Origin of the sequence: Acinetobacter lwoffii (assembly GCF_024129355.1) — a bacterium.
Taxonomy (GTDB): domain Bacteria; phylum Pseudomonadota; class Gammaproteobacteria; order Pseudomonadales; family Moraxellaceae; genus Acinetobacter; species Acinetobacter lwoffii_I.
The window spans coordinates 34,615-56,382 of the sequence record NZ_JAMXXP010000019.1 but is presented as its reverse complement, the minus strand read 5'-3'; the positions used below and the strand labels follow the sequence as shown (position 1 = coordinate 56,382).

Sequence of the window (21,768 nt, the reverse complement as noted above, 5' to 3'; positions counted from 1 at the left end):
ATTTGATAAACTGGCACGCAATTATAAATCTATGATTCGTATAGCCTGTATATTTATTTGGTGCAAAGCCAAATGAGGACACACCCTAATATTTTTAAGATATTAATATTATTTTATTTATATATATTAACTCTTAATCTTGCAGCTTAAAAAGATGAATAAATCATAGATTTTTACATTATTCGCTGATTTTATTGGAAAGCCTATTGACTGTATGGGCGAACAAGATGAAATTATGCAGTTCTCTACATACAGCTTTTACTTATCTGTGCTTATGCTAAATAAATTCCTTGGCGAATCTGCATTTAAACTTGCAGGTTGGCAATATCATGTCGAACCAGATGTGCTTGAAGATAAACAGGTTATTATTGGATTTGAACATACCTCAATGATGGATGCGGTACTGTCAATTGCTCTGTTCCAGATTTACGACCTCAAGGTTCATACCTTAATCAAAAAAGAATTATTTAAAGGACCTTTCAAACCGCTATTAAACGCTGTGGGTGGTATTCCGGTTGACCGCAAGGCCAGTAAAGATATCGTGACCCAGATGGTGGAACATTTTCAGAACAATGAAAAGTTCAATCTGGTCATTGCTCCCGAAGCGACACGAGCCAAACAGGGTGAAGCACGCAAACCGATCCGTACCGGTTTCTGGCATATTGCCAAGGCTGCCAATGTACCGATCGTGTTGTTATACGCCAATTCCAGAACCAAGCAAGGTGGCATTCTTGGCAAGATCTATCCGACAGACCTTGCGCATGACCTGGCTTTGATCAAACAACTGTATAAAGATAAGGTTGGTCTGGATATCGTTATTCCAGAATAAGCTTTTTAAAAGAAAAGCACGGACATAATCAGCGATTTTGCTTTTTATGTCCAAGTCATCTGTCTATATCAATGTATAAATAGAATTATAAATCTCCCTATCCTCTTTCTATTTTTCCTCGATATTGCACTTTTTTTGTTTTTATCCTGAAATCTCAAATCCAGGCACTTTTTTTTAAAAAAACGCTTATGGTAGAATTTCGGCATTCTGATAGGCATACAGCCAATCTACAAGGAGCATAGTTCGCATGGCGGGTCATTCCAAGTGGGCCAATATTAAGCATCGCAAAGCAAAACAAGATGCGAGTCGTGGTAAAGTTTTTACCAAATACATTCGTGAATTAACCACTGCTGCAAAGCTTGGTGGTCCAGATACTGCAAGCAACCCTCGTCTACGTGCTGTGGTTGAAAAAGCACTATCAGTGAATATGACACGTGATGTGATCAACCGTGCCATTCAACGTGGTGCTGGTGGCGAAGATAACGACGACCTGAAAGAAGTGACCTACGAAGGTTATGGTGTAGGTGGTGTTGCAGTTATTGTTGAAACCATGACTGATAACTTGAACCGTACTGTGCCTGACGTACGTCATTGCTTCTCTAAAACTGATGGTAACTTAGGCACCAACGGTTCGGTAGCATTCTTGTTCACGAAACGTGGTGAGATTACTTTTGAAGATGTGTCTTTAGAAGATCAAATCATGGAAGTGGCATTAGAAGCAGGTGCTGAAGACATCGAAGTCACTGAAGATGATATCCTGGTCATTACCACACCTGAAGCTTTCGGTGATGTTCAAGATGCTTTAACTGCTGCAGGTTTAAAATCTGACAATGCTGAAGTGGTGATGAGCCCTTCAACCAAAGCAGAAATCACAGACATCGATCAAGCAAAAAAAATCATGAAAATGATTGATATGCTTGAAGATCTGGATGATGTACAAAACGTATATACCAACGTTGAATTCTCAGATGCTGTTTTAGCAGAACTTGATGCTTAAATATGACTGATTCAAAAAACGCACCTTAGGGTGCGTTTTTTTATGGCTGTCGACCACCCTCGCCTTTGCTTAAACTTTATTGAGTAATCCGCTACAGTTAAAGACATTATATTCTTTAATGACAAAGCTGGAATGTAGTGCAACCACGTGCTCAATTTTTCCAATCCGCTTAAGCAGGATTTCACTATAATTTTCCATATCTCTTGCCACGACTTCGACAATAAAATCCGCAGACTGACCGGTGACCAAAAAGGCATTAATCACTTCGGGAATGCTTTCCAGTTCTTCCAGAAATTTAGCAAAAGTATCGCTATCATGTTTGCTTAAGGATACCTGTAACAGCACATGCAGACTGAAACCTAATTTCTGGTAATTGATTTCACGTTTTAAGCCACTGATAATATTATGATCGATTAAATGTTTGATCCTGCGATGCACCGAACTCACAGATAAATTCACCCGCTCGGACAGTTCATTCAGATTGACATCTTCATGGGTCAATATTTCTAGAATATGTTTATCGAAACGATCCAGTTCCATTTTTATACTCTTATATCAATAATCAATAGATGCAGAAAATTTTGCGCCATCTCTGTTATACAATATTTATTTATTTTTCACAAAATTTTCATATTCTGAAATTTTTTTCCAAATGGGATTTCATTTTATAAATACGGTTTTCAGGAGGGTTTAAATGACCGTTAATCGCATTAATTAAAAATATGACCAATGGTATTTTTAATTAAATCTTTATTTTTAAATTATTTAAATTGGGTAAACACGACAACAGATAGGCTATTCCTGTCAGCCCCTACACGACTTAACCGTCCATCTTTTACAAGTGTATAGAAATAGATTAAAACAAAGGCGCTTTAAAAACAAAAATAGCGCATTTCAAAAATATTACACAAGGAACGGTCATGGCTTCTAAACTTTTAAGCTTGATAAAAACAAAAGTGAGTCCTGTTTTAACCGTCGAAACCCAAACGAAGAGCTTATTGGGCGGCTTATTCGGTGGAACGACATCAGGTACCCTCACCAATCTTATTGGCAATCTCACCGGATCCAATACTCAACCTTCAGTCAGCTCATTATTAAATAATCTCCTTTCTGGAAGCAGCCTGAGTACGACAAATCTCAGCAATTTATTAACTCAATTTTCTGGTTCGAATGCCTCAAGTTTAAATATTCAAAGCCTGATCAGTAGCTTAACCCAATCCAATGGCGGTAGCTTTAATATTACCCAGGTCACCAACTTATTAAAGAGCTTAATGGGGAGCAATAGCAGCAGCCTAGATCTTGAGGCTATTTCTAAACTGGTGGGCGGCTTATTGGGCGGCAGTACGGGCAATATTGATATTGGTAAAATTTCTCAACTGGTCGGTGGCCTGATCGGCGGTTCAAGTAATATTGATATCGGTGCCATCGCAGGTCTGGTCGGCAACCTAATTGGTAGCAATGGCGAGATTGATATCGCACAAATTGCCGAGTTGGTCGGTGGCCTGATCGGCGGTTCTGGCGGTTTAGGCGGCGTAGATATTGGTGCCATTGCGGGTCTGGTCAGCAACCTCATCGGTGGCAATGGTGAAATTGATATCGCACAAATTGCTCAACTCGTTGGTGGCCTGATCGGTGGTTCTGGCGGATTAGGTGGCGTAGACATTGGTGCCATCGCAGGCCTGGTCAGCAACCTAATTGGCGGCAATGGTGAGATTGATATTGCACAAATTGCTCAGCTCGTTGGTGGCCTGATCGGTGGTTCTGGCGGATTGGGCGGTGTAGATATCGGTGCGATCGCGGATCTGGTTGGCAACCTGATTGGTGGCAATGGCGAGATTGATCTCGCACAAATTGCTGAATTGGTCGGTGGTCTGATCGGCGGTTCTGGCAGTTTAGGTGATATAGATATTGGAGCAATTGCAGGCTTGGTGGGTGGTTTAATCGGTGGCAATGCAGGCAGTGATTTTGATCTTGGTGCTATTACCAATTTAATTAGCGGCTTTGTAGGCGGAAATGCAACGGGTGGTTTTGATGTCGGTGGCTTCACTGACTTACTGAGCGGTCTGATTGCGAATGGTTCAAATGGCATAGACTTGGGTGGGTTATTGGGTAATCTCAATCTCGGTAGCGATCTGGATCTGGGTGATATGATCGAAGGTATTTCCTCTGCTTCAAACGGCTTTGACTTAGGCAGTATTGCCGAAAGTGTTGGTCAGTTGGTTGGTAGTGGCTCTTCGATTGAATTGCCTGACCTCAGTGATCTGATCCAAGGTGTGGGTACGACTGATTCCAATATTGATCTGTCTGCTATCCTGCCGGGCATTAAAGATACGATTCAAAATATCGGCAGTGGTGGTTCTTCTTCTGGCTTTGATTTTGGTTCACTCCTCAATAATTTTACTAAAAATATTGATATCGACCAGACTAATCCGTGGGGTTAATTATAATCTCATCGAAAAAACGCGCTTCATGCGCGTTTTTTAATTCTGAGAGTAGCATTTAAACTTATACACCACGCCAGTCTACCCGTGCATTGCGTTCGGTTCGGTAAATACGACAAATATATTCACCTAGGGGTAGCTCATTCAAATACTGCTGATAATCGCGATATTCTTCGGACAAGGTTTCAAAATTTTCTTTTTCCCACGGCGTACCTGGAATCGCCAGAAGCGGTGCCAACATGGAACAGACCGCAATATCCGCCAGACCTAAACGATTTCCGACAAAATAATGCCCACCTTGGCTGACCAGCATCTGATTGAGCTGCTGTACAGCAACATCAATATGCTGTTTAGATTCCGCCACGGTTTCCTCATTCAATGCATAACCCTTGGCCACCATCGCTTTCAATAAAGGTTTAGAAAATTTTTCAAACTGGCGCAGATAGCCCTGCTCACCAATTAAAATATCCAGAGATTCATGATCAGAAGTCAGTGCTTGAGATAGCATCCAGCGACGAACATGACGACCCAATTCCAGAGTAATTTCATTAATTTCTAAAGCTTTATTTCGAAAATATCCTTCTGCGTGAAGTAAACGATGTTCTGGATAAGTATCATCGAGATAGAGAGCAATTTGAGTTGAATCTGCGATCCATCGGTCCTGATCACGCAAAATAGGCAGACGATTCTGTCCTGTTTTCAGGCGGGCAAAAGCGCGGTGTACCCCGGGTATCAGATTGTGAGCAACATAATACAGCTCTTTATGGTCCAGCATCCAACGTGCTTTTTCGCAAAAGTGAGATAAAGGAAACTGGTATAAAGTTCGCATGTATGCTCCATGTTTATCGTTATTGGATCAGGGCGTGTAGGCCGCTATTTTATTCAGATACTTTAGTCACTCACTTTTAGAAAAACAATGTGATTTTTATTCAAAAGTAAAATACTGGCTGATTATTCCTCTATGGCTGGTGGACTCACTACACATCCTGGAAAGCTTAGCGAATCATTTTAGGTCACCAGAAGCATTTGATTGCAATAAACCACAAGCACATGACCTGACTTTAGCCGTGCTTTCATGTAAAATCGGGGGCAATTTTTATATAACGCTTTTGTGAGTTATTTCATGGGTTTTAATTGCGGTATTGTCGGCTTGCCGAACGTTGGTAAATCTACACTTTTCAATGCCTTAACCAAAGCTGCTATTGCTGCAGAAAACTTCCCTTTCTGTACGATCGAACCAAACACCGGGATTGTACCTGTTCCTGATCCACGTTTAGACAAATTGACTGCAATTGTTAAACCGCAACGCGTTATTCCGACTTCTATGGAATTTGTAGACATCGCAGGTCTGGTAGCGGGTGCTTCTAAGGGTGAAGGCTTGGGTAACCAGTTCTTGGCCAACATTCGTGAAACTGATGCAATTGCTCACGTTGTGCGTTGTTTTGAAGATGAAAACGTCATTCATGTGAATGGTCGTATTGATCCACTGGATGACATCGCTACGATTAATACCGAACTTGCGCTTGCAGACTTGGATGCTGTAGCCAAAGCGATTACGCGTTTGACTAAATCTGCCAAAGGTGGCGACAAAGAAGCGCTAGCTACTAAAGCAGTTCTGGAAAAAATCCAGCCTTTACTGGATGAAGGTAAACCGGCTCGCGCAGCGGACCTAGATGATGACGAACGTAAACTGGTTCGTGGTTTTGGCTTAATGACGCTTAAACCAACCATGTATATTGCTAACGTTGCTGAAGACGGTTTTGAAAATAACCCACATTTAGATGCAGTGAGAAAATTAGCTGCTGAAGAAAATGCGATTGTGGTTCCACTTTGCAATCAGATTGAAGCTGAAATTTCATTGCTTGAAGATGAAGACCGTGCTGAATTCCTTGAAGCAATGGGCATGGAAGAACCGGGTTTAAACGTTGTAATTCGTGCAGGTTATTCATTACTGGGCCTACAAACTTACTTCACCGCGGGCGTGCAAGAAGTTCGTGCCTGGACCGTAAAAGTTGGCGCAACTGCACCACAGGCAGCAGGCGTGATTCATACCGACTTTGAAAAAGGCTTTATCCGTGCAGAATGTATCGCTTATGATGATTTCGTGCAGTACAACGGCGAAGCCGGTGCGAAAGAAGCAGGTAAATGGCGTCTAGAAGGTAAAACTTACATCGTTCAGGATGGCGATGTTTTACACTTCCGTTTTAACGTTTAAGTCGTTGCTGTTTGAAAAAGCCCCCTTCTTGGGGGCTTTTTTTATTACTTTTAAAAAGAGGATTCATACGTATAACAAGCTTCCTGGAAGCGCATAAGATCAACACATATTAACAATAATGATAACTATTCTCATATATAAATATTAAATTAGGGCGTATCTTAAATCTAATGAAAAATAACCTAACTCCATTCTCTCAAGGAATCCTGCCAATGAGCTACACCTTGCCTGCACTACCTTATGCTTATGATGCGCTAGAGCCTCATATCGATAGCAAGACTATGGAAATTCATCATAGCAAGCATCATCAAACCTATATCAATAATATCAATGCAGGAATAGCGGGCACAGAATGGGAAGATTTATCGGTCGAAGCCTTAATTAGCAAATTCAATGAAGTGCCCGAGCAACTCAGACAGAACGTGATCAACAATGCTGGTGGACATGCCAATCATTCCCTGTTCTGGACAGTGATGAGTCCAGACTGCGGTGGTCATCCCGAAGCTGAAATTGCCAAGGCAATCGAACATGAATTAGGAGGATTCGAGGCATTTAAAGAAGCGTTTACTCAAGCAGCGCTTAGCCGTTTTGGTAGTGGGTGGGCCTGGTTAAGTATGGCGCCAGATCAAACGCTTATTGTGGAAAGCAGTGCCAATCAGGATTCTCCGCTGATGAATGGCAATATTCCCCTTTTAGGTCTGGATGTCTGGGAACATGCTTATTATTTACAATATCAAAACCGTCGTCCGGAATACATCTCGGCTTTTTTCAATGTTGTGAACTGGAAAGAAGTAAATCGTCGTTATTTGGAAGCATTAAACACGCTTTAAATCTTTGAGGAGATCGACCATGTCTACACGTACAATGATTCAACGCATGATTGGCAGCACACTCCTGATCTGCGGTGTAATGGTACTTTTATTAGAACATATGTGGATGCCCTATTTTTAAAGCTTATTTTGCTAAAAAAGCCAGTCTGAATGACTGGCTTTTTATAAGTACATTTAAATGGGCAAAGGTTTATTGCATATTGGCAATTGCAGTACCTTTTTGCTTAGGATCGGTATTTCCGAGTGCAGGATGGGCAATGGCATTCTGACATTGCAGTTTATCCCGCTCATAATCCGCCTGTTTTTGTTGCAGGCTGTTGCCATTTTCCATGGTCGTCCGCGCCCAGATTTCCAGACTGGTCAAAGCTTTACGACACAGAGCATATTTGCCTTCGGTCACCGAATCGGTCATTTTGACATTAATACGCCAGTCTGTACTCAATTTACGTGCTGGTTGACGTACCTGTGTTTCCAGCTGATCCACTTCTTTATTATAGACCAGTGGATCCACTTCATTGATCAGTTGCCATGCGGCATTGGCATAAGTCGTCGCATCATTAGTCAATTTAGGTGCCGGTTTAATTTCTGGCTTATCAGTCGATTGACTGTCATTCCCACACGCTTGTAACAATATTGCCGTGCTTATTAAAGCAGCAGTCAGCATCGCACGTGTCTTGAACATCCACATATCAGGCTCGCCAATTTAAACATTTCGGCACTATGCTATTAAATTCACGTAGAATACACAATCTTCATTTGACCCATCGTTCAACTCTCCTTCAAGGTGTGTCGTGTCTGAACCGAATCAACTCGCTACGCAACCTGCTGGCTTCTGGCAAGGTGCAAAAGATAGCCAAGCGATTATCTTCACTTATTTACCAGTGTCGTTTGCTTTTGGTGTTTCAGCCACTCAGTTTGGCTTTACCGCCTGGGAAGCACTGTTCCTGTCCTGCTCGATGTATGCAGGTGCCAGCCAGTTCCTGGTGGTCGCTCTCTTAGGTAGTGGAACATCTATCTGGATGACGGCATTAACCGTGATTGCCTTAGACATTCGTCATCTGCTTTATGGCCCTGCGTTACAAAATCTGATTCAAGACCGGCTGAATTTAAAGAAAACGGCAATCTGGTCTTGGGGTTTGACCGATGAAGTTTTTGCCTCCGGCATGATCAAGCTCTCGCAACGGCGACAGGAATGGTCAGAATCCTGGATGCTCGGTTTAAGCCTGTTTAGCTGGATGTCCTGGGCACTCGGATCTTTCCTCGGTGGATTGTTTGCCGATCAGGTCAGCAACCTGCCGCAATTCTTACAGGCTGCGCTGGATTTCTTGTTACCTGCGCTGTTCCTGAGCTTCTTGTTAGCCGCTTTTGAGAAAAAACATACTTTTGTTGTAGCTGTCACAATTCTGGTGTCTGCGATTGCCTGTTATTTTATCGACCTGTCTGCCGCGATCTTTATCGGTATAAGTTCTGGTATTTTCGCAGGCCTGTTCAAGCACTATATTTTGAAACAGCCAGATCCTGAACACGCAGGAGATCAAGCATGAATCTAGAGATTATTCTGGTCGGGATTTTAGTCGGGATTGCCAATTTTGCCTCGCGCTTTGGTCCTTTTTTTGTCATTCAAAAATTTCAGCAAGGTTCGCAAAAACGCGGAGCGTTGTGGCTAAAAATTGCCTTGGGTTCAATTGGCATCGCTGCGATCAGCTCCATGTTGGTAGTTGCTACCCTGCCACCTTTATTAGAAACGCCGAATAAAAGTTTTGCGATGCTGGTTGGCTTTATTGTGCTCACGGTTTTGTACTTTAAGTTTAAACGTATTGTGATGGCGACACTGACTGCAGCGCTCACCTATGGCCTGGTTTACACCTATGTTCCAGTACCCTTTTAAGCTTTAACTCGTTGATCAATCGAAACAAAGACTTATGCTAAACTCATAGTATAGATCTTTTTTATATAACAATAAAAACAAGGAAGGATGCGCATGTTTGAGGTCAAACAGGTGATTGAAGGCAAAATCTTTATTCATCATCGGCGCGATGAAATGTTAACCGTATTCCATCGACATGAAGTGCCGGCACAATATTTTGAATGTTTTATCAATGCTCAAAATTTTACCGGACATTTTGTCGAAATACATGCTCAACCAGCAGATCAAGTTCGGGTGGTTTATATTAAAAAGAATAGCACCCATCAAATTATTGCTATGCTTAATCAGAGCCAATACGTGCTGCATCTTCATCCTTTGACATTGATTTTGGGTAAATGGAGCTTCAGACATCGTGTCCTGCCGAATACTCTAAAAATTTTTGCTGGTTTATTTGCGCTCCTTTTTATTCTTTTTTCAGCTACCGCCTTTTCAGCAGATCAGTTCCAGCTCACTACCATCTTGCGAGACTGCATTCAATTCACAGTTTTTGGGCTACTGTTATTTTTGCTGTGCTTTGTACTGCCTTTTGTATTGCCCTATGCGTATTTCCTGCATGTTCGTACATTACGTCTGTTAAAGATGCTAAATATCAATACTGAACAAGTTGCACAAATAGAAAAGCTCAAGTCTCAAAGCGGGATTTATCTTCTGCAAACGCAGTCTGACAGCGATGTGAAAATGACAGCGCCTCCTTATTAAATCTAGAAAAACTTTATAAATAAAACTGTTGGTCAATATCACAATTTTGTATGAATCTTGGCTTAACTGTCGGCTCAGTTCTGCTATGCTAAAAGTCCATAAAATCAAGCATGGATGATCCACATGAGCGTGACTATTGGTACTCCCCTTCAATCTTCTGCCTATAAAGTTCTATTATTGGGTTCTGGTGAACTGGGCAAGGAAGTGGTGATTTCACTACAACGCCTTGGAGTCGAAGTTCATGCTGCTGACCGTTATGATCATGCCCCTGCCATGCAGGTTGCGCATTATTCCTATACCTTGAATATGGCAGATGCTGTAGAACTCAAACAACTCATCAATCAAATCCAGCCACATTTAATTGTTCCTGAAATTGAAGCGATTGCGACCGAAGTTCTGCTTGAAATAGAAGCCCAGAACATTGCTACAGTCATTCCTTCTGCTAAAGCCGTCAATCTGACCATGAACCGTGAAGGTATTCGTCGTCTGGCTGCGGAAGAACTCGGTCTGCCAACTTCAGCTTACCGTTTTGCCGACAGTTTAGAATCCTTCCGCGCGGCCTGTGACGATGTCGGCTATCCAAACTTTGTGAAACCGGTGATGTCATCTTCAGGCAAAGGTCAGTCTCGTGTTACCCGTTTTGATGAAGTCGATGCTGCCTGGGAATATGCGCAAACCGGTGGCCGGGTCAATCAGGGTACTGTGATTGTAGAATCACAAATTGACTTTGATTTTGAAATTACCTTATTGACTGTTCGTGCAAAAAATCCAGAAACCGGCGAAATCGAAACGTCTTATTGCGACCCGATCGGACATCGTCAGGACTCAGGTGATTATGTGGAAAGCTGGCAGCCTCAACCGATGACTCCAGCCGCGCTGGAAGAATCCAAGCGCATTGCCAACAAGGTCACTACAGCACTTGGTGGCTGCGGAATCTTTGGAGTGGAACTCTTTGTAAAAGGCGACAAAGTATGGTTTAGTGAGGTTTCCCCACGTCCACACGATACTGGACTGGTGACTTTAGCCTCCCAATTTCAAAGTGAATTTGAGCTGCATGCACGTGCTATTTTAGGCTTGCCGGTGAATACTGCACGACATAGTGTGGCTGCCAGTGCGGTAATTTATGCTGGAGTAGATGGCCGTAATCTTTCATTTTCTGGCCTGAATCTTGCTTTAGCAGACGGCAATACCGATTTGCGCCTGTTTGGCAAACCAGAAGGTTTTAAACGTCGTCGTATGGGCGTTGCCACGGCACGTGCAGAAACTATTGAACAGGCACGTGAACTGGCCCTCCAGGTCGCCAACCAAGTTAGCGTCAACCAAAACTAAGCTGAAATACCAACGGACGACTGTACATGATCAACACCCATCCACTGCTGAATTACGCTAAAAGCAACCATGACATTAAAGCCATCAATCAATGGCGCAGTGATGTCGAAAATCAGCTTCAGGAAAGTTTTGAAAATGGCCAGTCGATTCGGGATATTATTCTGGCGCGTTCCAACCTGATTGATGAAGCATTGCAGTTTCTCTGGCAGCATGCCGAACTGGATCAAACTGATTTGGCCCTGTTTGCAGTCGGAGGCTATGGCCGTCGTGAAATGCTGCCTTATTCTGATGTCGACATCATGATCTTGTCAGAAGACGAGATTAACCCGGAACAGGAACAACTGATTTCTACATTCATTTCATCGCTTTGGGACGTGGGGAATTTCAAACCCGGTATCAGTGTCCGCACCATCAATGAATGTGTCAATCAGGCCAGCAGTGATCTGACCGTCGCCACCACCCTGATCGAAGCCCGCCTGATTATTGGCAATGAAAACCTGTGCAAATGGCCACGTCGTATCGTGTCACGTACCTGGACTGACAAAACTTTTTTTGATGCCAAGATGGATGAGCAGCATAAACGCTATGCTCAGCACAACAATACCGAAAGCAATCTGGAACCGGATATTAAAAATGCGCCGGGTGGCATCCGTGATATCAACCAGATTGGCTGGATTGCCAAACGGCATTTCCGTGTCAATCGCATTTATGATCTGGTACATCTCGGTTTTATTTCAGAATTTGAACTCGGTGTGCTTGAGGAAGCCGAAAGTTTCCTCTGGGAAATCCGTCATCACCTGCACCGCCTGACCAAGCGCGATGAAAACCGCTTATTGTTCGATTATCAGCGTGATATTGCTGCCAAATTTGGCTATGTACGTGAAGAGGCGCATCATCCGAACTATCCAATTGAACAGTTCATGAAGCGCTATTATCGCAGTGCACAGCAAGTGTCTACGCTGAACGAAATGCTGCTGGCCTATTTTAATGAATCGGTCATTACGCCACGTTTACCGCAATATGAACGCCAGATCGAAGAAATCAACCAGAACTTTAAACTGGTCGATGGCAAACTGGCTGTGCAGCATCACAAGATTTTCTCGGAAAATCCAAGCGCAATTCTGGAAATTTTCTATCTGCTGGCCAATCGTCCTGAGATCGAAGGTATTCGTGCGCGTACCTTACGCTTGCTGACCTTGGCTGGAAAACGCATTGATCAGGATTTCCGTGATAATCCGGTGCACCAGGCACTGTTTATGGCGATTATCCGTTCACCGCATCGACTCTATGACACCATGGTTGCGATGAAGCGTTATGGCGTGCTTGGAAACTATATTCCTGCATTTGGACAAATTCTGGGGCTGATGCAATACGACCTGTTCCATATCTATACGGTCGATGCACATACCTTATTGTTGCTCCGCAACTTAAACCGCTTTAAAGAACCTGAATTTGCCAAGGAATTTCCGGTGGTCAGTTCAGTGTTCCAGCGTTTGACCCGTCGTGACATCGTCTATCTAGCGGCAATTTTCCATGATATTGCCAAAGGCCGTGGCGGTGATCACAGTGAACTTGGTGCCAGTGATGCGATTAAATTCTGCCGTAGTCATGGTTTTACCGAACGCGAAAGCAACCTGGTGGCCTGGCTGATCCAAAATCATCTGATGATGTCGGTGACTGCCCAGAAAAAAGATATTTCCGATCCGGATGTGGTCAAAGAATTCGCCGAAAAAATGGGTGACATGGAACATCTGGACTATCTGTACACCCTGACAGTCGCCGATATTAACGCCACCAATCCGAAGCTGTGGAATACCTGGCGCGCTTCGCTGATGCGTCAACTATATACTCAGGCACGTGACGTAATCCGTTCTGGTCTGGGCCGTCCGGTTGATTATCAAATGCTGATTGAAGATACTAAATTTGCAGCCAGTGAACTTCTGGTTCAGGACTTCTCACTGGATGAGGTAGAAAAAGTCTGGCAGGAACTTGGTGATGACTATTTCCTCAAAGAAACAGCAGATGAAATTGCCTGGCATACCCGTGCCATTTTACAACACGGCGATAATCCTGCCCCACTGGTGCTGATGCGGGCGCACCGTAAATATGCGCAGGATGCGGTACAGATCTTTATTTATACGCAGGATCAACCCAACCTGTTTGCTACCACGGTAGCTATTCTGGATCGTATGAATCTGGATGTACAAGACGCACGGATTATTACAGCGACTAAAGCCTTCAGTCTGGATACCTATGTCGTACTCGACCGTTTTGGTACCTTATTGACCGATCCGGAACGCGAAGCCACAGTGATTGAAGCTCTGAAAGATGCCTTGAGTCATTCTGATGAATATCCGGGCCTGATGCAGCGCCGGATTCCGCGTCAATTACGTCATTTCGATATTGAAAATACAGTCGATATTAGTATCAATCCTGCCTTGAATCAAAATATGGTCGAAATCGCTACTCTCGATCATCCTGGTTTACTTGCCAAAATCGGTGGTTTATTTATGATGCAAGGCCTGGATATCCACTCTGCCAAAATTGCTACACTTGGCGAACGTGCCGAAGACATATTTTTTGTCACAAAAAAAGATGGCAACCCTATGACACCTGAAGAATCTGCTGAATTTGCAGCTGCACTTAAAACTGCGCTGGATGAAGCCTCTCATCAGGTTTGTAGTCAACACTCACATTAAAACGCGGTTACTTATTCATGAACTCTAGCTTGTCTCTACTGCACCCTTATCCGTTTGAAAAGTTAAATCAGCTTTTTGCGGATATCCAGCCTGCAAATATGCCCTTAATTCCCCTGTCGATTGGTGAACCAAAGCATCCTGCACCGGAGTTTGTGAAACAAGCGATTATTGATAACTTTAAACATTTATCGACCTATCCAAACAGTAAAGGCTTGCCTGAGCTACGCGAAAGTATTGCTCAATGGCTGACGCGCCGTTTTAAGCTAAATAGCATCAGTGCAGACAGCAATATCCTGCCTGTTTCTGGTACGCGTGAAGCGATTTTCTCGTTTGTACAGGCTTTGGTAAATCGTGAAGAGGCACCTTATGTGGTGATGCCGAATCCGTTTTATCAGATTTATGAAGGTGCAACACTGCTCGCAGGCGCCAAACCTTATTTCATCAACTGTACTGAGGAAAACAATTACCTTGGTGATTTTGATGCTGTTCCGGCACAAGTCTGGGAAAAAACGGCATTGCTATTTGTCTGTACCCCGGGCAATCCAACCGGTGCAGTGCTGTCGAAAGAACAGTTTAAAAAACTGATTGCCCTGTCGGATCAATACAACTTTGTGATTGCTTCAGACGAATGCTATTCGGAACTGTGGTTTGATCAGGCACCTGTAGGTTTACTGGAAGTTTGTGCTGAAATCGGCCGAGATGATTATAAAAACTGTGTGGTGTTCCATTCACTGTCTAAACGTTCTAACCTTCCGGGCATGCGTTCAGGTTTTGTTGCAGGTGATGCCAGCCTGTTGAAACCTTATTTGAAATATCGTACGTATCACGGTGCAGCGATGCCGGTACAACATCAACTGGCTTCAATTGCTGCTTGGGATGATGAAGCGCATGTGGAAGAAAACCGGGTGCAATACCGTGCCAAGTTTGATTTATTCCAGCAAGAACTCGGTCATCTGCTGCCACTCAAAAAACCGGATGCAGGTTTCTATTACTGGTTAAAAGTCGACAATGATGAAGCCTTTGCCAAACATTTGATGGAAGAAGCACATATTAAAGTTCTTCCGGGTCGTTATTTATCCCGCGATACCGAACAAGGTAATCCGGGTGAAAATCATGTACGTCTGGCACTCGTAGCCGATCTGGCGCAATGTGAAGAGGTTATTCGACGCCTGAAAACCATCCTCTAAGTTTTAATCATGACTAAAAACCCACTTTAGATAAGTGGGTTTTTTAATTAACATTAGATGAGCTCTATTTTTATCACATACTGAGAAAATAATGCTGATTCTTACAACACTTTGGCAATTTCATCTTCAAGATCTTCAGGCTTGGTGGTTGGTGCAAAACGGTTCAATACCTTGCCATCACGGCCAATCAGGAATTTGGTAAAATTCCATTTAATTCCATTGCCTAAAATACCTTTGGAATTATTGGTTAAATAGCGAAAAATGGCGTGCGCTTCAGGGCCTTTGACATCCACCTTAGAAAACATCGGGAAAGATACCCCGTAATTCTTCTGGCAAAATTCACCAATCTGTTCATTGGAACCTGGATCTTGACCACCAAACTGATTGCATGGAAATCCCAAAATTTCCAGACCTTGATCTTTATATTTTTCGTAAAGTTTTTCTAATCCTGAAAATTGTGGGGTAAAACCACACTTACTCGCTGTATTGACGATCAAAAGTACCTTGCCTTCGTAATCTGCAAGTGGCTTGCTTTTGCCATCTAACAATTCAGCTTCAAACTGATAAATGTTAGTCATGGATAGGTTTCCTCATCATTTTTTTCTTGTGTTTCTAAGTCCAAAGAAGCCGAGTTGACACAATAACGCAAACCGGTCGGTTCTGGGCCATCCGGGAAAACATGCCCTAAGTGTGCGTCACAATGATGACAAACAATCTCAGTTCTGACCATTCCGTGTGAAGTATCAGGTAATTCTTCTACCACCGAACTGCTGACAGGACGGTAGAAACTTGGCCAGCCACAGCCGCTGTCATACTTGGTCTCAGAAGAGAACAGTGGCGTGCCGCAGCAACGACATACATAAGTGCCATCTTGCTTGGTATTCCAGTATTTTCCAGTAAATGCCGGCTCGGTTCCCTTCTCGCGCGTAATGCGAAACTCCTCAGGTGATAACTCTCTTTGCCATTCCCGGTCTGATTTATTGAGTTTTCCCATGATCACATACCTTTTTATCTTGCTATTTAAAATAGGATAATCCTATATTTACGTGATTCATTTTAAAAATTCTAGTCTTTATTCAACATTTTACAAAAGACATATAATGCCTAAAAAAGCAAAAAGAAAGCAAATATAGAAATAAAAGTAAGCAATTTTTACATTAAATGTTTTTTAGTGAGCAAATTTAATGGTATTCTTAGCTCTAAATTTGCTCAGGATTAAAAAATGTCGCAAAAAAAGAGCGTAATTTTTAAAAATCTGCTGCCTGTGATCAAACAATATCAGCAGCTTGGATTTACGCATGAAAAAATTGTTGCACTACTTCGAGATGAACATGATCTCGATCTAGTCACAACTGAGACATTTAAAAGTTATTTATATCGTTATGCAAAAGTGACCTCCACTCCTTCCGAGAACATCAAAATGCCGAACACTTTCCAAACCCCTCGCGAGATCAAGAAATCATCTAAGCTCGAGCATGTGTGCTACGACATTCGCGGACCTGTGTTACGAGCGGCCATCGAGATGGAAGAAGCCGGTCACAAAATTATCAAATTAAATATTGGTAACCCTGCCCCATTTGGTTTTGAAGCACCACAAGAAATTATCAACGATGTGGCTTTAAACCTGCCGAATGCGATTGGCTATACCGATTCCAAAGGGATTTTCCCGGCGCGTAAGGCGATCTGTCAGTATTATCAGCAAAAAGGCATTCTAGATATGCACGTCAATGACGTCTATATCGGCAATGGTGTGTCTGAACTGATTGTTATGGCCATGCAGGGTCTGCTGGATGATGGCGATGAAATGCTGATTCCAATGCCAGATTATCCACTCTGGACAGCAGCAGTGAACCTGTCTGGCGGTACGGCGATTCATTATAAATGTGATGAAGAAAATCACTGGTATCCAGATATTGCCGACATGGAAAGCAAAATCACGCCAAATACGCGTGGTATTGTGATTATCAACCCGAATAACCCGACCGGTTCGGTTTACCCACGTCATGTGTTACAACAAATTGTCGACTTGGCCAAGAAATATGACCTGATTTTATTTGCTGATGAAATCTACGACAAAATTATTTACGATGGAATCGAGCATGTTGCTGTAGCAGCTCTGGCTGGCGATCAGCTCTGTGTCTCGTTTAACGGTTTATCTAAAGCCTATCGTATTGCTGGTTTCCGTTCCGGCTGGATGGCCATTACCGGCGATAAAGCACGTGCCGCAGACTATATCGAAGGTTTGGATATGCTGGCATCGATGCGTTTGTGTGCCAACCATCAGGCTCAATATGCGATTCAGACTGCACTGGGCGGTTATCAGTCGATTAATGACCTGATTCGTCCGGGCGGGCGTTTATATGAACAGCGCAACATTGCCTGGGAAATGCTGAACGAGATTCCAGGTGTGTCTTGTGTCAAACCTGAAGGTGCGATGTACTGCTTCCCGAAACTGGATCCGAATGTGTATCCAATCCAGGATGATGAAAAACTAATGCTGGATTTGTTACGTGCCGAGAAAGTGCTTCTGGTTCAAGGTACAGGCTTTAACTGGCCGACACCGGATCATTTCCGTGTAGTATTCCTGCCGGCTGAAAATGAACTGCGTGAAGCCATTACCCGTGTTGGCCGTTTCCTGGCCAAGATGCGTTAATTCTTGAAATAGACAATATAAAAAACCGCGTTGATACGCGGTTTTTTATTTCTCTGAAAAAATTCAGGCTTTTGACTGATGAAATCTTAAAAATCATACCGGTTTCTTTGAGCAAATTTCTGTACTCAATGGTTTCTTCTCAGGCAATTTCCCCTCAATCATGAAGATTCATGTTATTTTTTGACCAAATATAAAATTCTATGAGTGCACGGATGTCCTCAAACACAATCAAGCTCAGCCTTTTTCTTTGTCTTAGTATGTGCTTGGGCATTGGCATTCTTCGTTTTTCTTATACTGCACTGTTACCTGGCACACGAGAAGCCTTTGGCTGGAGTACAGATTTTGCCAGCCTCTTGAGCAGTGCCAATTTGCTGGGTTATTTAATCGGTGCTTTTACCGCGATGCGTCTTCCTCAAGACCGCAGTATGAGTACCTATATTCAAATTTCAGCCTTTGCTGGCATGTTCAGCCTGATGTGTTGTGCGTTTTCTGGTTTTTCTGAAGCGTGGTATATCGCTTGGCGTATCATTTCAGGGATCAGCGGTGGACTGATGATGATCTTATCGCCGAGTGTGGTCGCGCAGTGTTGTGAACTTCAGGATCGTCTTAAAATCAACTTTATTGGTTTTAGTGGGATTGGACTAGGCGTTTTAATTGCGACCCTGTTTCTGCCTTATCTGGATCAAATTTCCATACAGACTGCATGGCTAATCTTATGTGGTTTTGCTTTGCTTATCTGTATCGTTTTAAGTCTACTGATTCAGAAATTTAAGCCATATTTGTCGGCACAAGCTCCTGCGGTTACCTCTCATCTATCTCTGAATAGCGTCTTTTATAGTTTACTTACAGTTTATGCTTGTAGTGCTTTCGCTTATATACCGCATTCACTCTTCTGGATTGATTATTTAAGCCAGCAGTTCGGATTGAGCTTGTTCTGGATTAATTTCAACTGGATTCTGTATGGACTAGGTAGTGCTTTAGGCGCCTTGAGTGCTTATGCACTGGCCAGAAAATGGGGTAATTTTGTTGCCCTGAAAATTCTTTATAGTCTTTATATTGTGGCTATTTTTATTGCAACCCTAGATGCCAGCCCATTGCTTACTTTTAGCTCTTCCTTTTTTACCGGGATGCTAAATCCGGCTGTGGTGTTCCTGACCTCCTATACCATTTTGCAACTGTATGGACTGGCTTATAAAAAGCTCTGGAGTATTGCCACCTTGTGTTTTGCCTCGATTCAGCTAATCGGTGGGCTCAGTTTTAGTGCGCTGCAATATTTTGGATTGAGCTATCATCAACAGTTCATACTGGCCACATTTGTTCTTTTATTAGGAACGTTACAATTGTTCTGGTACACACGTCCTGTCAGACTCAAATCTGAACAACAAACTCTGCCAATTTCTGCTCATGGAGAAGGGACTAAATAAGGATAAGGATTGGTTGCTCCTTGCCCACCTAAATAAATCCCATAATGTAAATGCGGCGGGGTATTTTTGGCATTACCTGTATTCCCCACATAAGCGATGACTTCACCTGCCTCAACCCAGTCGCCTTCCTGAATATGTTCTGCATAGTCATCCAGATGTGCATAATAATGTTGGCTCATATTTGGACCGGTCACCCAGATGATTTTTCCACCCAGATTGTTGGTGCCAATCCTACGCACAATACCTGGGGTCGCGCTAAATACTGGCGTACTGCGTTTGGCAAAAATATCCGTACCTTCGTGTTTACGACCGTCACTACGCGCTGCTCCCCAAGTATCATTAATCTGACCAACTCTGACGCCTTCAACCGGAATCTGTAGCGGAGCTTCTAACTGGGCTCTCTGTAATTGCCAATACAGATAAGGGCTTTTCCAACCTGCTGCTTCACCTGAAGGCGGTGGCTGACAGGCAGTTAGTAGAAAACCTATAGATAACAGTAAGCTTATAATCCGAAGAAATTTCACCAATATTCGCATTAAATTAAATAGATGACTTTTATCTTAATCACAACCGCCTAATTTAAAGTCACAATCCTGTTATTTTTAGTGATGATTTTATACAAGCGTTCAAATAACAAAACCCTCAAATGAGGGTTTTGTTATTTTAGGTGGATAGGAGATTATCTACGTTTTTTAGCACGAGATGGTTTCGATGGTTGTTGCTGTTGTTGCTGTTGCTGCTCTTCATTCTGAGCATTGTCCTGCTTGTCTTTTTGTTGGACCTGCTTATGTCTCGTTTTAGCTTTAGCCATGATTTACTCCTTTGGAGAAACGTCTCTATATCACTGGAAGTTCCATTCATCACTGTAACGTTTATACAAAATAAGCCAATCGCTGAGCTGTATCCAAATACGTCAATGTAATACAGTGTTTACTAAGTTATTCAGCTTAGAACGAATCATTTCTAGGCTCATTACACTTCTTACATGATCTTGCAGCCTGATACTTATTTTAACGTTTAACCTTAAACCGTTCAGGCTTTGCTTCCCAATAAAGTGATAAAAAAACCCGCCGTAATTGCGGGTTTTTTTATTCATAAATTGCATCGCAATTTCAGGCATCCATATTGGCAATAATCGCTTCACCAAACTCGGAACAACGCAGCAAGGTCGCCCCTGGCATTAAGCGCTCAAAATCGTAGGTCACCGTTTTTGCCGCAATCGCACCCGAAATCCCCTTGATGATCAGGTCGGCAGCTTCTATCCAGCCCATATCACGCAGCATCATTTCTGCTGACAGAATAATCGAACCCGGATTTACTTTATCTTGTCCAGCATATTTAGGCGCTGTACCGTGGGTTGCTTCATAAACTGCAATCGAACCGCCGATATTGGCACCCGGTGCAATCCCGATCCCGCCGACTTCCGCAGCTAGCGCATCAGAAATATAATCACCATTTAAGTTCAGTGTCGCAATTACAGAATAATCCGCCGGACGCATCAAGATTTGCTGCAAGAAGGCATCAGCAATGACATCTTTAATAATAATGTCTTTGCCTGTTCTTGGATTTTTGATTTTAACCCATGGACCACCATCTAAAAGCTCACCGCCGAAACGTTCCAATGCGACCTCATAGCCCCACTCTTTAAATGCCCCTTCGGTGTATTTCATGATATTGCCTTTGTGTACCAAAGTCACACTAGGCTTGTCATTTTCGATGGCGAACTGAATCGCTTTACGCACCAGACGCTGGCTACCTTCTTTGGAGACAGGTTTGATTCCGATTCCACAATTGTCTTCAAAGCGGATGTTGGTTACACCCATTTCTTCTTTCAGAAACTTGATAACTTTTTTCGCTTCCGGAGAATCTGCTTTCCATTCAATACCGGCATAAATATCTTCTGAATTCTCACGGAAAATCACCATGTCGGTCAGTTCCGGATTATGTACTGGCGAAGGTACCCCTTCAAACCAGCGCACCGGACGTACACAGACATATAAATCCAGTTCCTGACGTAAAGCCACATTCAAGGAACGAATACCACCACCGACTGGCGTGGTCAGTGGACCTTTAATCGATATCACATAATCGCGCAGTGCTTCGAGAGTTTCTTCAGGCATATAGGTGCCGTAAATTTTGTCAGCTTTTTCACCGCAGTAGACTTCCATCCATTCGATGGAACGCTTCCCGGCGTATGCTTTTTGCACAGCAGCATCTACCACAGTTCGCATTGTTGGTGTAATATCTGCACCAATTCCATCCCCTTCGATAAATGGGATAATTGGATTATTTGGTACGTTGAGTGACAGGTCTGCATTAACGGTAATTTTGGTACCATCCACAGGTACTACGATTTTTTGATATCCCATTATTAGTATTCTCCCGGATGCCGCTGACAAATCTAAAATAATTGCCAATTAGGCAATACTTTCAACTGTTCTTAACGCATAATATTCTAATCCAGATTTGTTGTTTTTGAGATTTATACGGGAAATAACTAAATTTCCCTTTTAAATAAACCTCTACATTTTTTAAATT

The 21,768-nt window shown here is 42.9% G+C and carries 21 protein-coding genes; 13 read left to right on the top strand and 8 right to left on the bottom strand.

Annotated features, from left to right (window positions below):
* The first annotated feature begins 274 nt into the window (after positions 1–274).
* Both NI468_RS10305 and NI468_RS10300 read left to right on the top strand, forming a co-directional pair.
* On the top strand, positions 275–829 hold the full coding sequence (locus NI468_RS10305; RefSeq protein ID WP_026056524.1) for a 1-acyl-sn-glycerol-3-phosphate acyltransferase: 555 nt from the start codon (positions 275–277) through the stop codon (positions 827–829).
* A 247-nt stretch (positions 830–1,076) separates the two neighbouring features.
* Entirely contained in the window at positions 1,077–1,826 is a 750-nt protein-coding gene (locus NI468_RS10300; RefSeq protein WP_004278933.1) for a YebC/PmpR family DNA-binding transcriptional regulator, read from the top strand.
* Between the two features lie 69 nt (positions 1,827–1,895).
* Here NI468_RS10300 and NI468_RS10295 read toward each other — a convergent pair whose 3' ends face one another.
* On the bottom strand, positions 1,896–2,366 hold the full coding sequence (locus NI468_RS10295; protein ID WP_004645518.1) for an Lrp/AsnC family transcriptional regulator: 471 nt from the start codon (positions 2,364–2,366) through the stop codon (positions 1,896–1,898).
* A gap of 380 nt (positions 2,367–2,746) precedes the next feature.
* Between NI468_RS10295 and NI468_RS10290 the strand changes: the two genes are divergently transcribed.
* Entirely contained in the window at positions 2,747–4,267 is a 1,521-nt protein-coding gene (locus NI468_RS10290) for a hypothetical protein (RefSeq protein WP_253101694.1), read from the top strand.
* A gap of 64 nt (positions 4,268–4,331) precedes the next feature.
* Here the strand turns inward: NI468_RS10290 and NI468_RS10285 are convergent, their stop codons facing one another.
* Positions 4,332–5,096, bottom strand: a complete 765-nt coding sequence (locus NI468_RS10285) for a glutathione S-transferase family protein (protein ID WP_004645522.1) — start codon at positions 5,094–5,096, stop codon at positions 4,332–4,334.
* A 294-nt stretch (positions 5,097–5,390) separates the two neighbouring features.
* On the opposite strand from NI468_RS10285, the gene ychF reads away from it, so the two are divergent.
* Positions 5,391–6,482: a redox-regulated ATPase YchF gene (ychF, locus tag NI468_RS10280; protein WP_004645523.1), complete on the top strand. Its 1,092-nt coding sequence runs from the start codon at positions 5,391–5,393 to the stop codon at positions 6,480–6,482.
* A 212-nt stretch (positions 6,483–6,694) separates the two neighbouring features.
* On the top strand, positions 6,695–7,312 hold the full coding sequence (locus NI468_RS10275; RefSeq protein ID WP_253101691.1) for a superoxide dismutase: 618 nt from the start codon (positions 6,695–6,697) through the stop codon (positions 7,310–7,312).
* Between the two features lie 190 nt (positions 7,313–7,502).
* Here the strand turns inward: NI468_RS10275 and NI468_RS10270 are convergent, their stop codons facing one another.
* Positions 7,503–8,000 carry a hypothetical protein gene (locus NI468_RS10270; protein ID WP_005106524.1) on the bottom strand — a complete coding sequence of 166 codons (498 nt, stop codon included), beginning with the start codon at positions 7,998–8,000 and terminating at the stop codon, positions 7,503–7,505.
* Positions 8,001–8,103: 103 nt separating this feature from the next.
* On the opposite strand from NI468_RS10270, the gene NI468_RS10265 reads away from it, so the two are divergent.
* From NI468_RS10265 to dapC, 6 genes are all read left to right on the top strand, one after another.
* Positions 8,104–8,856 (top strand): AzlC family ABC transporter permease, encoded by a 753-nt coding sequence (locus NI468_RS10265; RefSeq protein WP_004278940.1) that lies wholly within the window; start codon positions 8,104–8,106, stop codon positions 8,854–8,856.
* Complete coding sequence (gene ygaH, locus NI468_RS10260) at positions 8,853–9,200, top strand: L-valine transporter subunit YgaH (RefSeq protein WP_004278941.1); 348 nt, start codon at positions 8,853–8,855, stop codon at positions 9,198–9,200. The genes NI468_RS10265 and ygaH overlap by 4 nt, the downstream gene beginning before the upstream one ends.
* A gap of 93 nt (positions 9,201–9,293) precedes the next feature.
* Positions 9,294–9,938, top strand: a complete 645-nt coding sequence (locus NI468_RS10255; RefSeq protein WP_005252263.1) for a hypothetical protein — start codon at positions 9,294–9,296, stop codon at positions 9,936–9,938.
* Positions 9,939–10,052: 114 nt separating this feature from the next.
* Positions 10,053–11,267 carry a formate-dependent phosphoribosylglycinamide formyltransferase gene (gene purT, locus NI468_RS10250; protein ID WP_171057027.1) on the top strand — a complete coding sequence of 405 codons (1,215 nt, stop codon included), beginning with the start codon at positions 10,053–10,055 and terminating at the stop codon, positions 11,265–11,267.
* A gap of 26 nt (positions 11,268–11,293) precedes the next feature.
* Positions 11,294–13,966 carry a [protein-PII] uridylyltransferase gene (gene glnD / locus NI468_RS10245; RefSeq protein WP_005263392.1) on the top strand — a complete coding sequence of 891 codons (2,673 nt, stop codon included), beginning with the start codon at positions 11,294–11,296 and terminating at the stop codon, positions 13,964–13,966.
* Between the two features lie 17 nt (positions 13,967–13,983).
* On the top strand, positions 13,984–15,153 hold the full coding sequence (gene dapC / locus NI468_RS10240; RefSeq protein ID WP_253101684.1) for a succinyldiaminopimelate transaminase: 1,170 nt from the start codon (positions 13,984–13,986) through the stop codon (positions 15,151–15,153).
* Positions 15,154–15,254: 101 nt separating this feature from the next.
* On the opposite strand, the gene NI468_RS10235 is transcribed toward dapC, so the two are convergent.
* Both NI468_RS10235 and msrB read right to left on the bottom strand, forming a co-directional pair.
* Positions 15,255–15,731, bottom strand: coding sequence for a glutathione peroxidase (locus tag NI468_RS10235; protein WP_004278946.1), 477 nt, complete (start codon positions 15,729–15,731; stop codon positions 15,255–15,257).
* The gene (gene msrB, locus NI468_RS10230) at positions 15,728–16,147 is read right to left on the bottom strand and encodes a peptide-methionine (R)-S-oxide reductase MsrB (RefSeq protein WP_004645533.1); all 420 of its coding nucleotides are present in this window, start codon (positions 16,145–16,147) and stop codon (positions 15,728–15,730) included. Before msrB ends, NI468_RS10235 begins: the two co-directional genes overlap by 4 nt.
* 228 nt (positions 16,148–16,375) lie before the next feature.
* On the opposite strand from msrB, the gene NI468_RS10225 reads away from it, so the two are divergent.
* Positions 16,376–17,806, top strand: coding sequence for a pyridoxal phosphate-dependent aminotransferase (locus NI468_RS10225; RefSeq protein WP_247144048.1), 1,431 nt, complete (start codon positions 16,376–16,378; stop codon positions 17,804–17,806).
* A 212-nt stretch (positions 17,807–18,018) separates the two neighbouring features.
* On the top strand, positions 18,019–19,230 hold the full coding sequence (locus NI468_RS10220; protein ID WP_253101681.1) for a YbfB/YjiJ family MFS transporter: 1,212 nt from the start codon (positions 18,019–18,021) through the stop codon (positions 19,228–19,230).
* Here NI468_RS10220 and NI468_RS10215 read toward each other — a convergent pair.
* The 3 genes from NI468_RS10215 to icd form a co-directional block, all read right to left on the bottom strand.
* Positions 19,209–19,766 (bottom strand): M23 family metallopeptidase, encoded by a 558-nt coding sequence (locus NI468_RS10215; RefSeq protein WP_253101677.1) that lies wholly within the window; start codon positions 19,764–19,766, stop codon positions 19,209–19,211. The two genes, NI468_RS10220 and NI468_RS10215, sit on opposite strands and share 22 nt — an antisense overlap.
* A 143-nt stretch (positions 19,767–19,909) precedes the next feature.
* Positions 19,910–20,041, bottom strand: coding sequence for a hypothetical protein (locus NI468_RS16290; protein ID WP_276534290.1), 132 nt, complete (start codon positions 20,039–20,041; stop codon positions 19,910–19,912).
* Between the two features lie 301 nt (positions 20,042–20,342).
* A complete protein-coding gene (gene icd / locus NI468_RS10210) occupies positions 20,343–21,599 on the bottom strand; it encodes an NADP-dependent isocitrate dehydrogenase (protein ID WP_180180853.1) in 1,257 nt (418 codons plus the stop codon).
* Between the last annotated feature and the right edge of the window lie 169 nt (positions 21,600–21,768).

Bases quoted from the DNA above. Each gene is read 5' to 3' on its own strand.
- NI468_RS10305 (WP_026056524.1), top strand. From the start codon at position 275: ATGCTAAATAAATTCCTTGGCGAATCTGCATTTAAACTTGCAGGTTGG.
- NI468_RS10300 (WP_004278933.1), top strand. From the start codon at position 1,077: ATGGCGGGTCATTCCAAGTGGGCCAATATTAAGCATCGCAAAGCAAAA.
- NI468_RS10295 (WP_004645518.1), bottom strand. From the start codon at position 2,366: ATGGAACTGGATCGTTTCGATAAACATATTCTAGAAATATTGACCCAT.
- NI468_RS10290 (WP_253101694.1), top strand. From the start codon at position 2,747: ATGGCTTCTAAACTTTTAAGCTTGATAAAAACAAAAGTGAGTCCTGTT.
- NI468_RS10285 (WP_004645522.1), bottom strand. From the start codon at position 5,096: ATGCGAACTTTATACCAGTTTCCTTTATCTCACTTTTGCGAAAAAGCA.
- ychF (WP_004645523.1), top strand. From the start codon at position 5,391: ATGGGTTTTAATTGCGGTATTGTCGGCTTGCCGAACGTTGGTAAATCT.
- NI468_RS10275 (WP_253101691.1), top strand. From the start codon at position 6,695: ATGAGCTACACCTTGCCTGCACTACCTTATGCTTATGATGCGCTAGAG.
- NI468_RS10270 (WP_005106524.1), bottom strand. From the start codon at position 8,000: ATGTGGATGTTCAAGACACGTGCGATGCTGACTGCTGCTTTAATAAGC.
- ygaH (WP_004278941.1), top strand. From the start codon at position 8,853: ATGAATCTAGAGATTATTCTGGTCGGGATTTTAGTCGGGATTGCCAAT.
- NI468_RS10255 (WP_005252263.1), top strand. From the start codon at position 9,294: ATGTTTGAGGTCAAACAGGTGATTGAAGGCAAAATCTTTATTCATCAT.
- purT (WP_171057027.1), top strand. From the start codon at position 10,053: ATGATCCACATGAGCGTGACTATTGGTACTCCCCTTCAATCTTCTGCC.
- glnD (WP_005263392.1), top strand. From the start codon at position 11,294: ATGATCAACACCCATCCACTGCTGAATTACGCTAAAAGCAACCATGAC.
- dapC (WP_253101684.1), top strand. From the start codon at position 13,984: ATGAACTCTAGCTTGTCTCTACTGCACCCTTATCCGTTTGAAAAGTTA.
- NI468_RS10235 (WP_004278946.1), bottom strand. From the start codon at position 15,731: ATGACTAACATTTATCAGTTTGAAGCTGAATTGTTAGATGGCAAAAGC.
- msrB (WP_004645533.1), bottom strand. From the start codon at position 16,147: ATGGGAAAACTCAATAAATCAGACCGGGAATGGCAAAGAGAGTTATCA.
- NI468_RS10225 (WP_247144048.1), top strand. From the start codon at position 16,376: ATGTCGCAAAAAAAGAGCGTAATTTTTAAAAATCTGCTGCCTGTGATC.
- NI468_RS10220 (WP_253101681.1), top strand. From the start codon at position 18,019: ATGTCCTCAAACACAATCAAGCTCAGCCTTTTTCTTTGTCTTAGTATG.
- NI468_RS10215 (WP_253101677.1), bottom strand. From the start codon at position 19,766: ATGCGAATATTGGTGAAATTTCTTCGGATTATAAGCTTACTGTTATCT.
- NI468_RS16290 (WP_276534290.1), bottom strand. From the start codon at position 20,041: ATGGCTAAAGCTAAAACGAGACATAAGCAGGTCCAACAAAAAGACAAG.
- icd (WP_180180853.1), bottom strand. From the start codon at position 21,599: ATGGGATATCAAAAAATCGTAGTACCTGTGGATGGTACCAAAATTACC.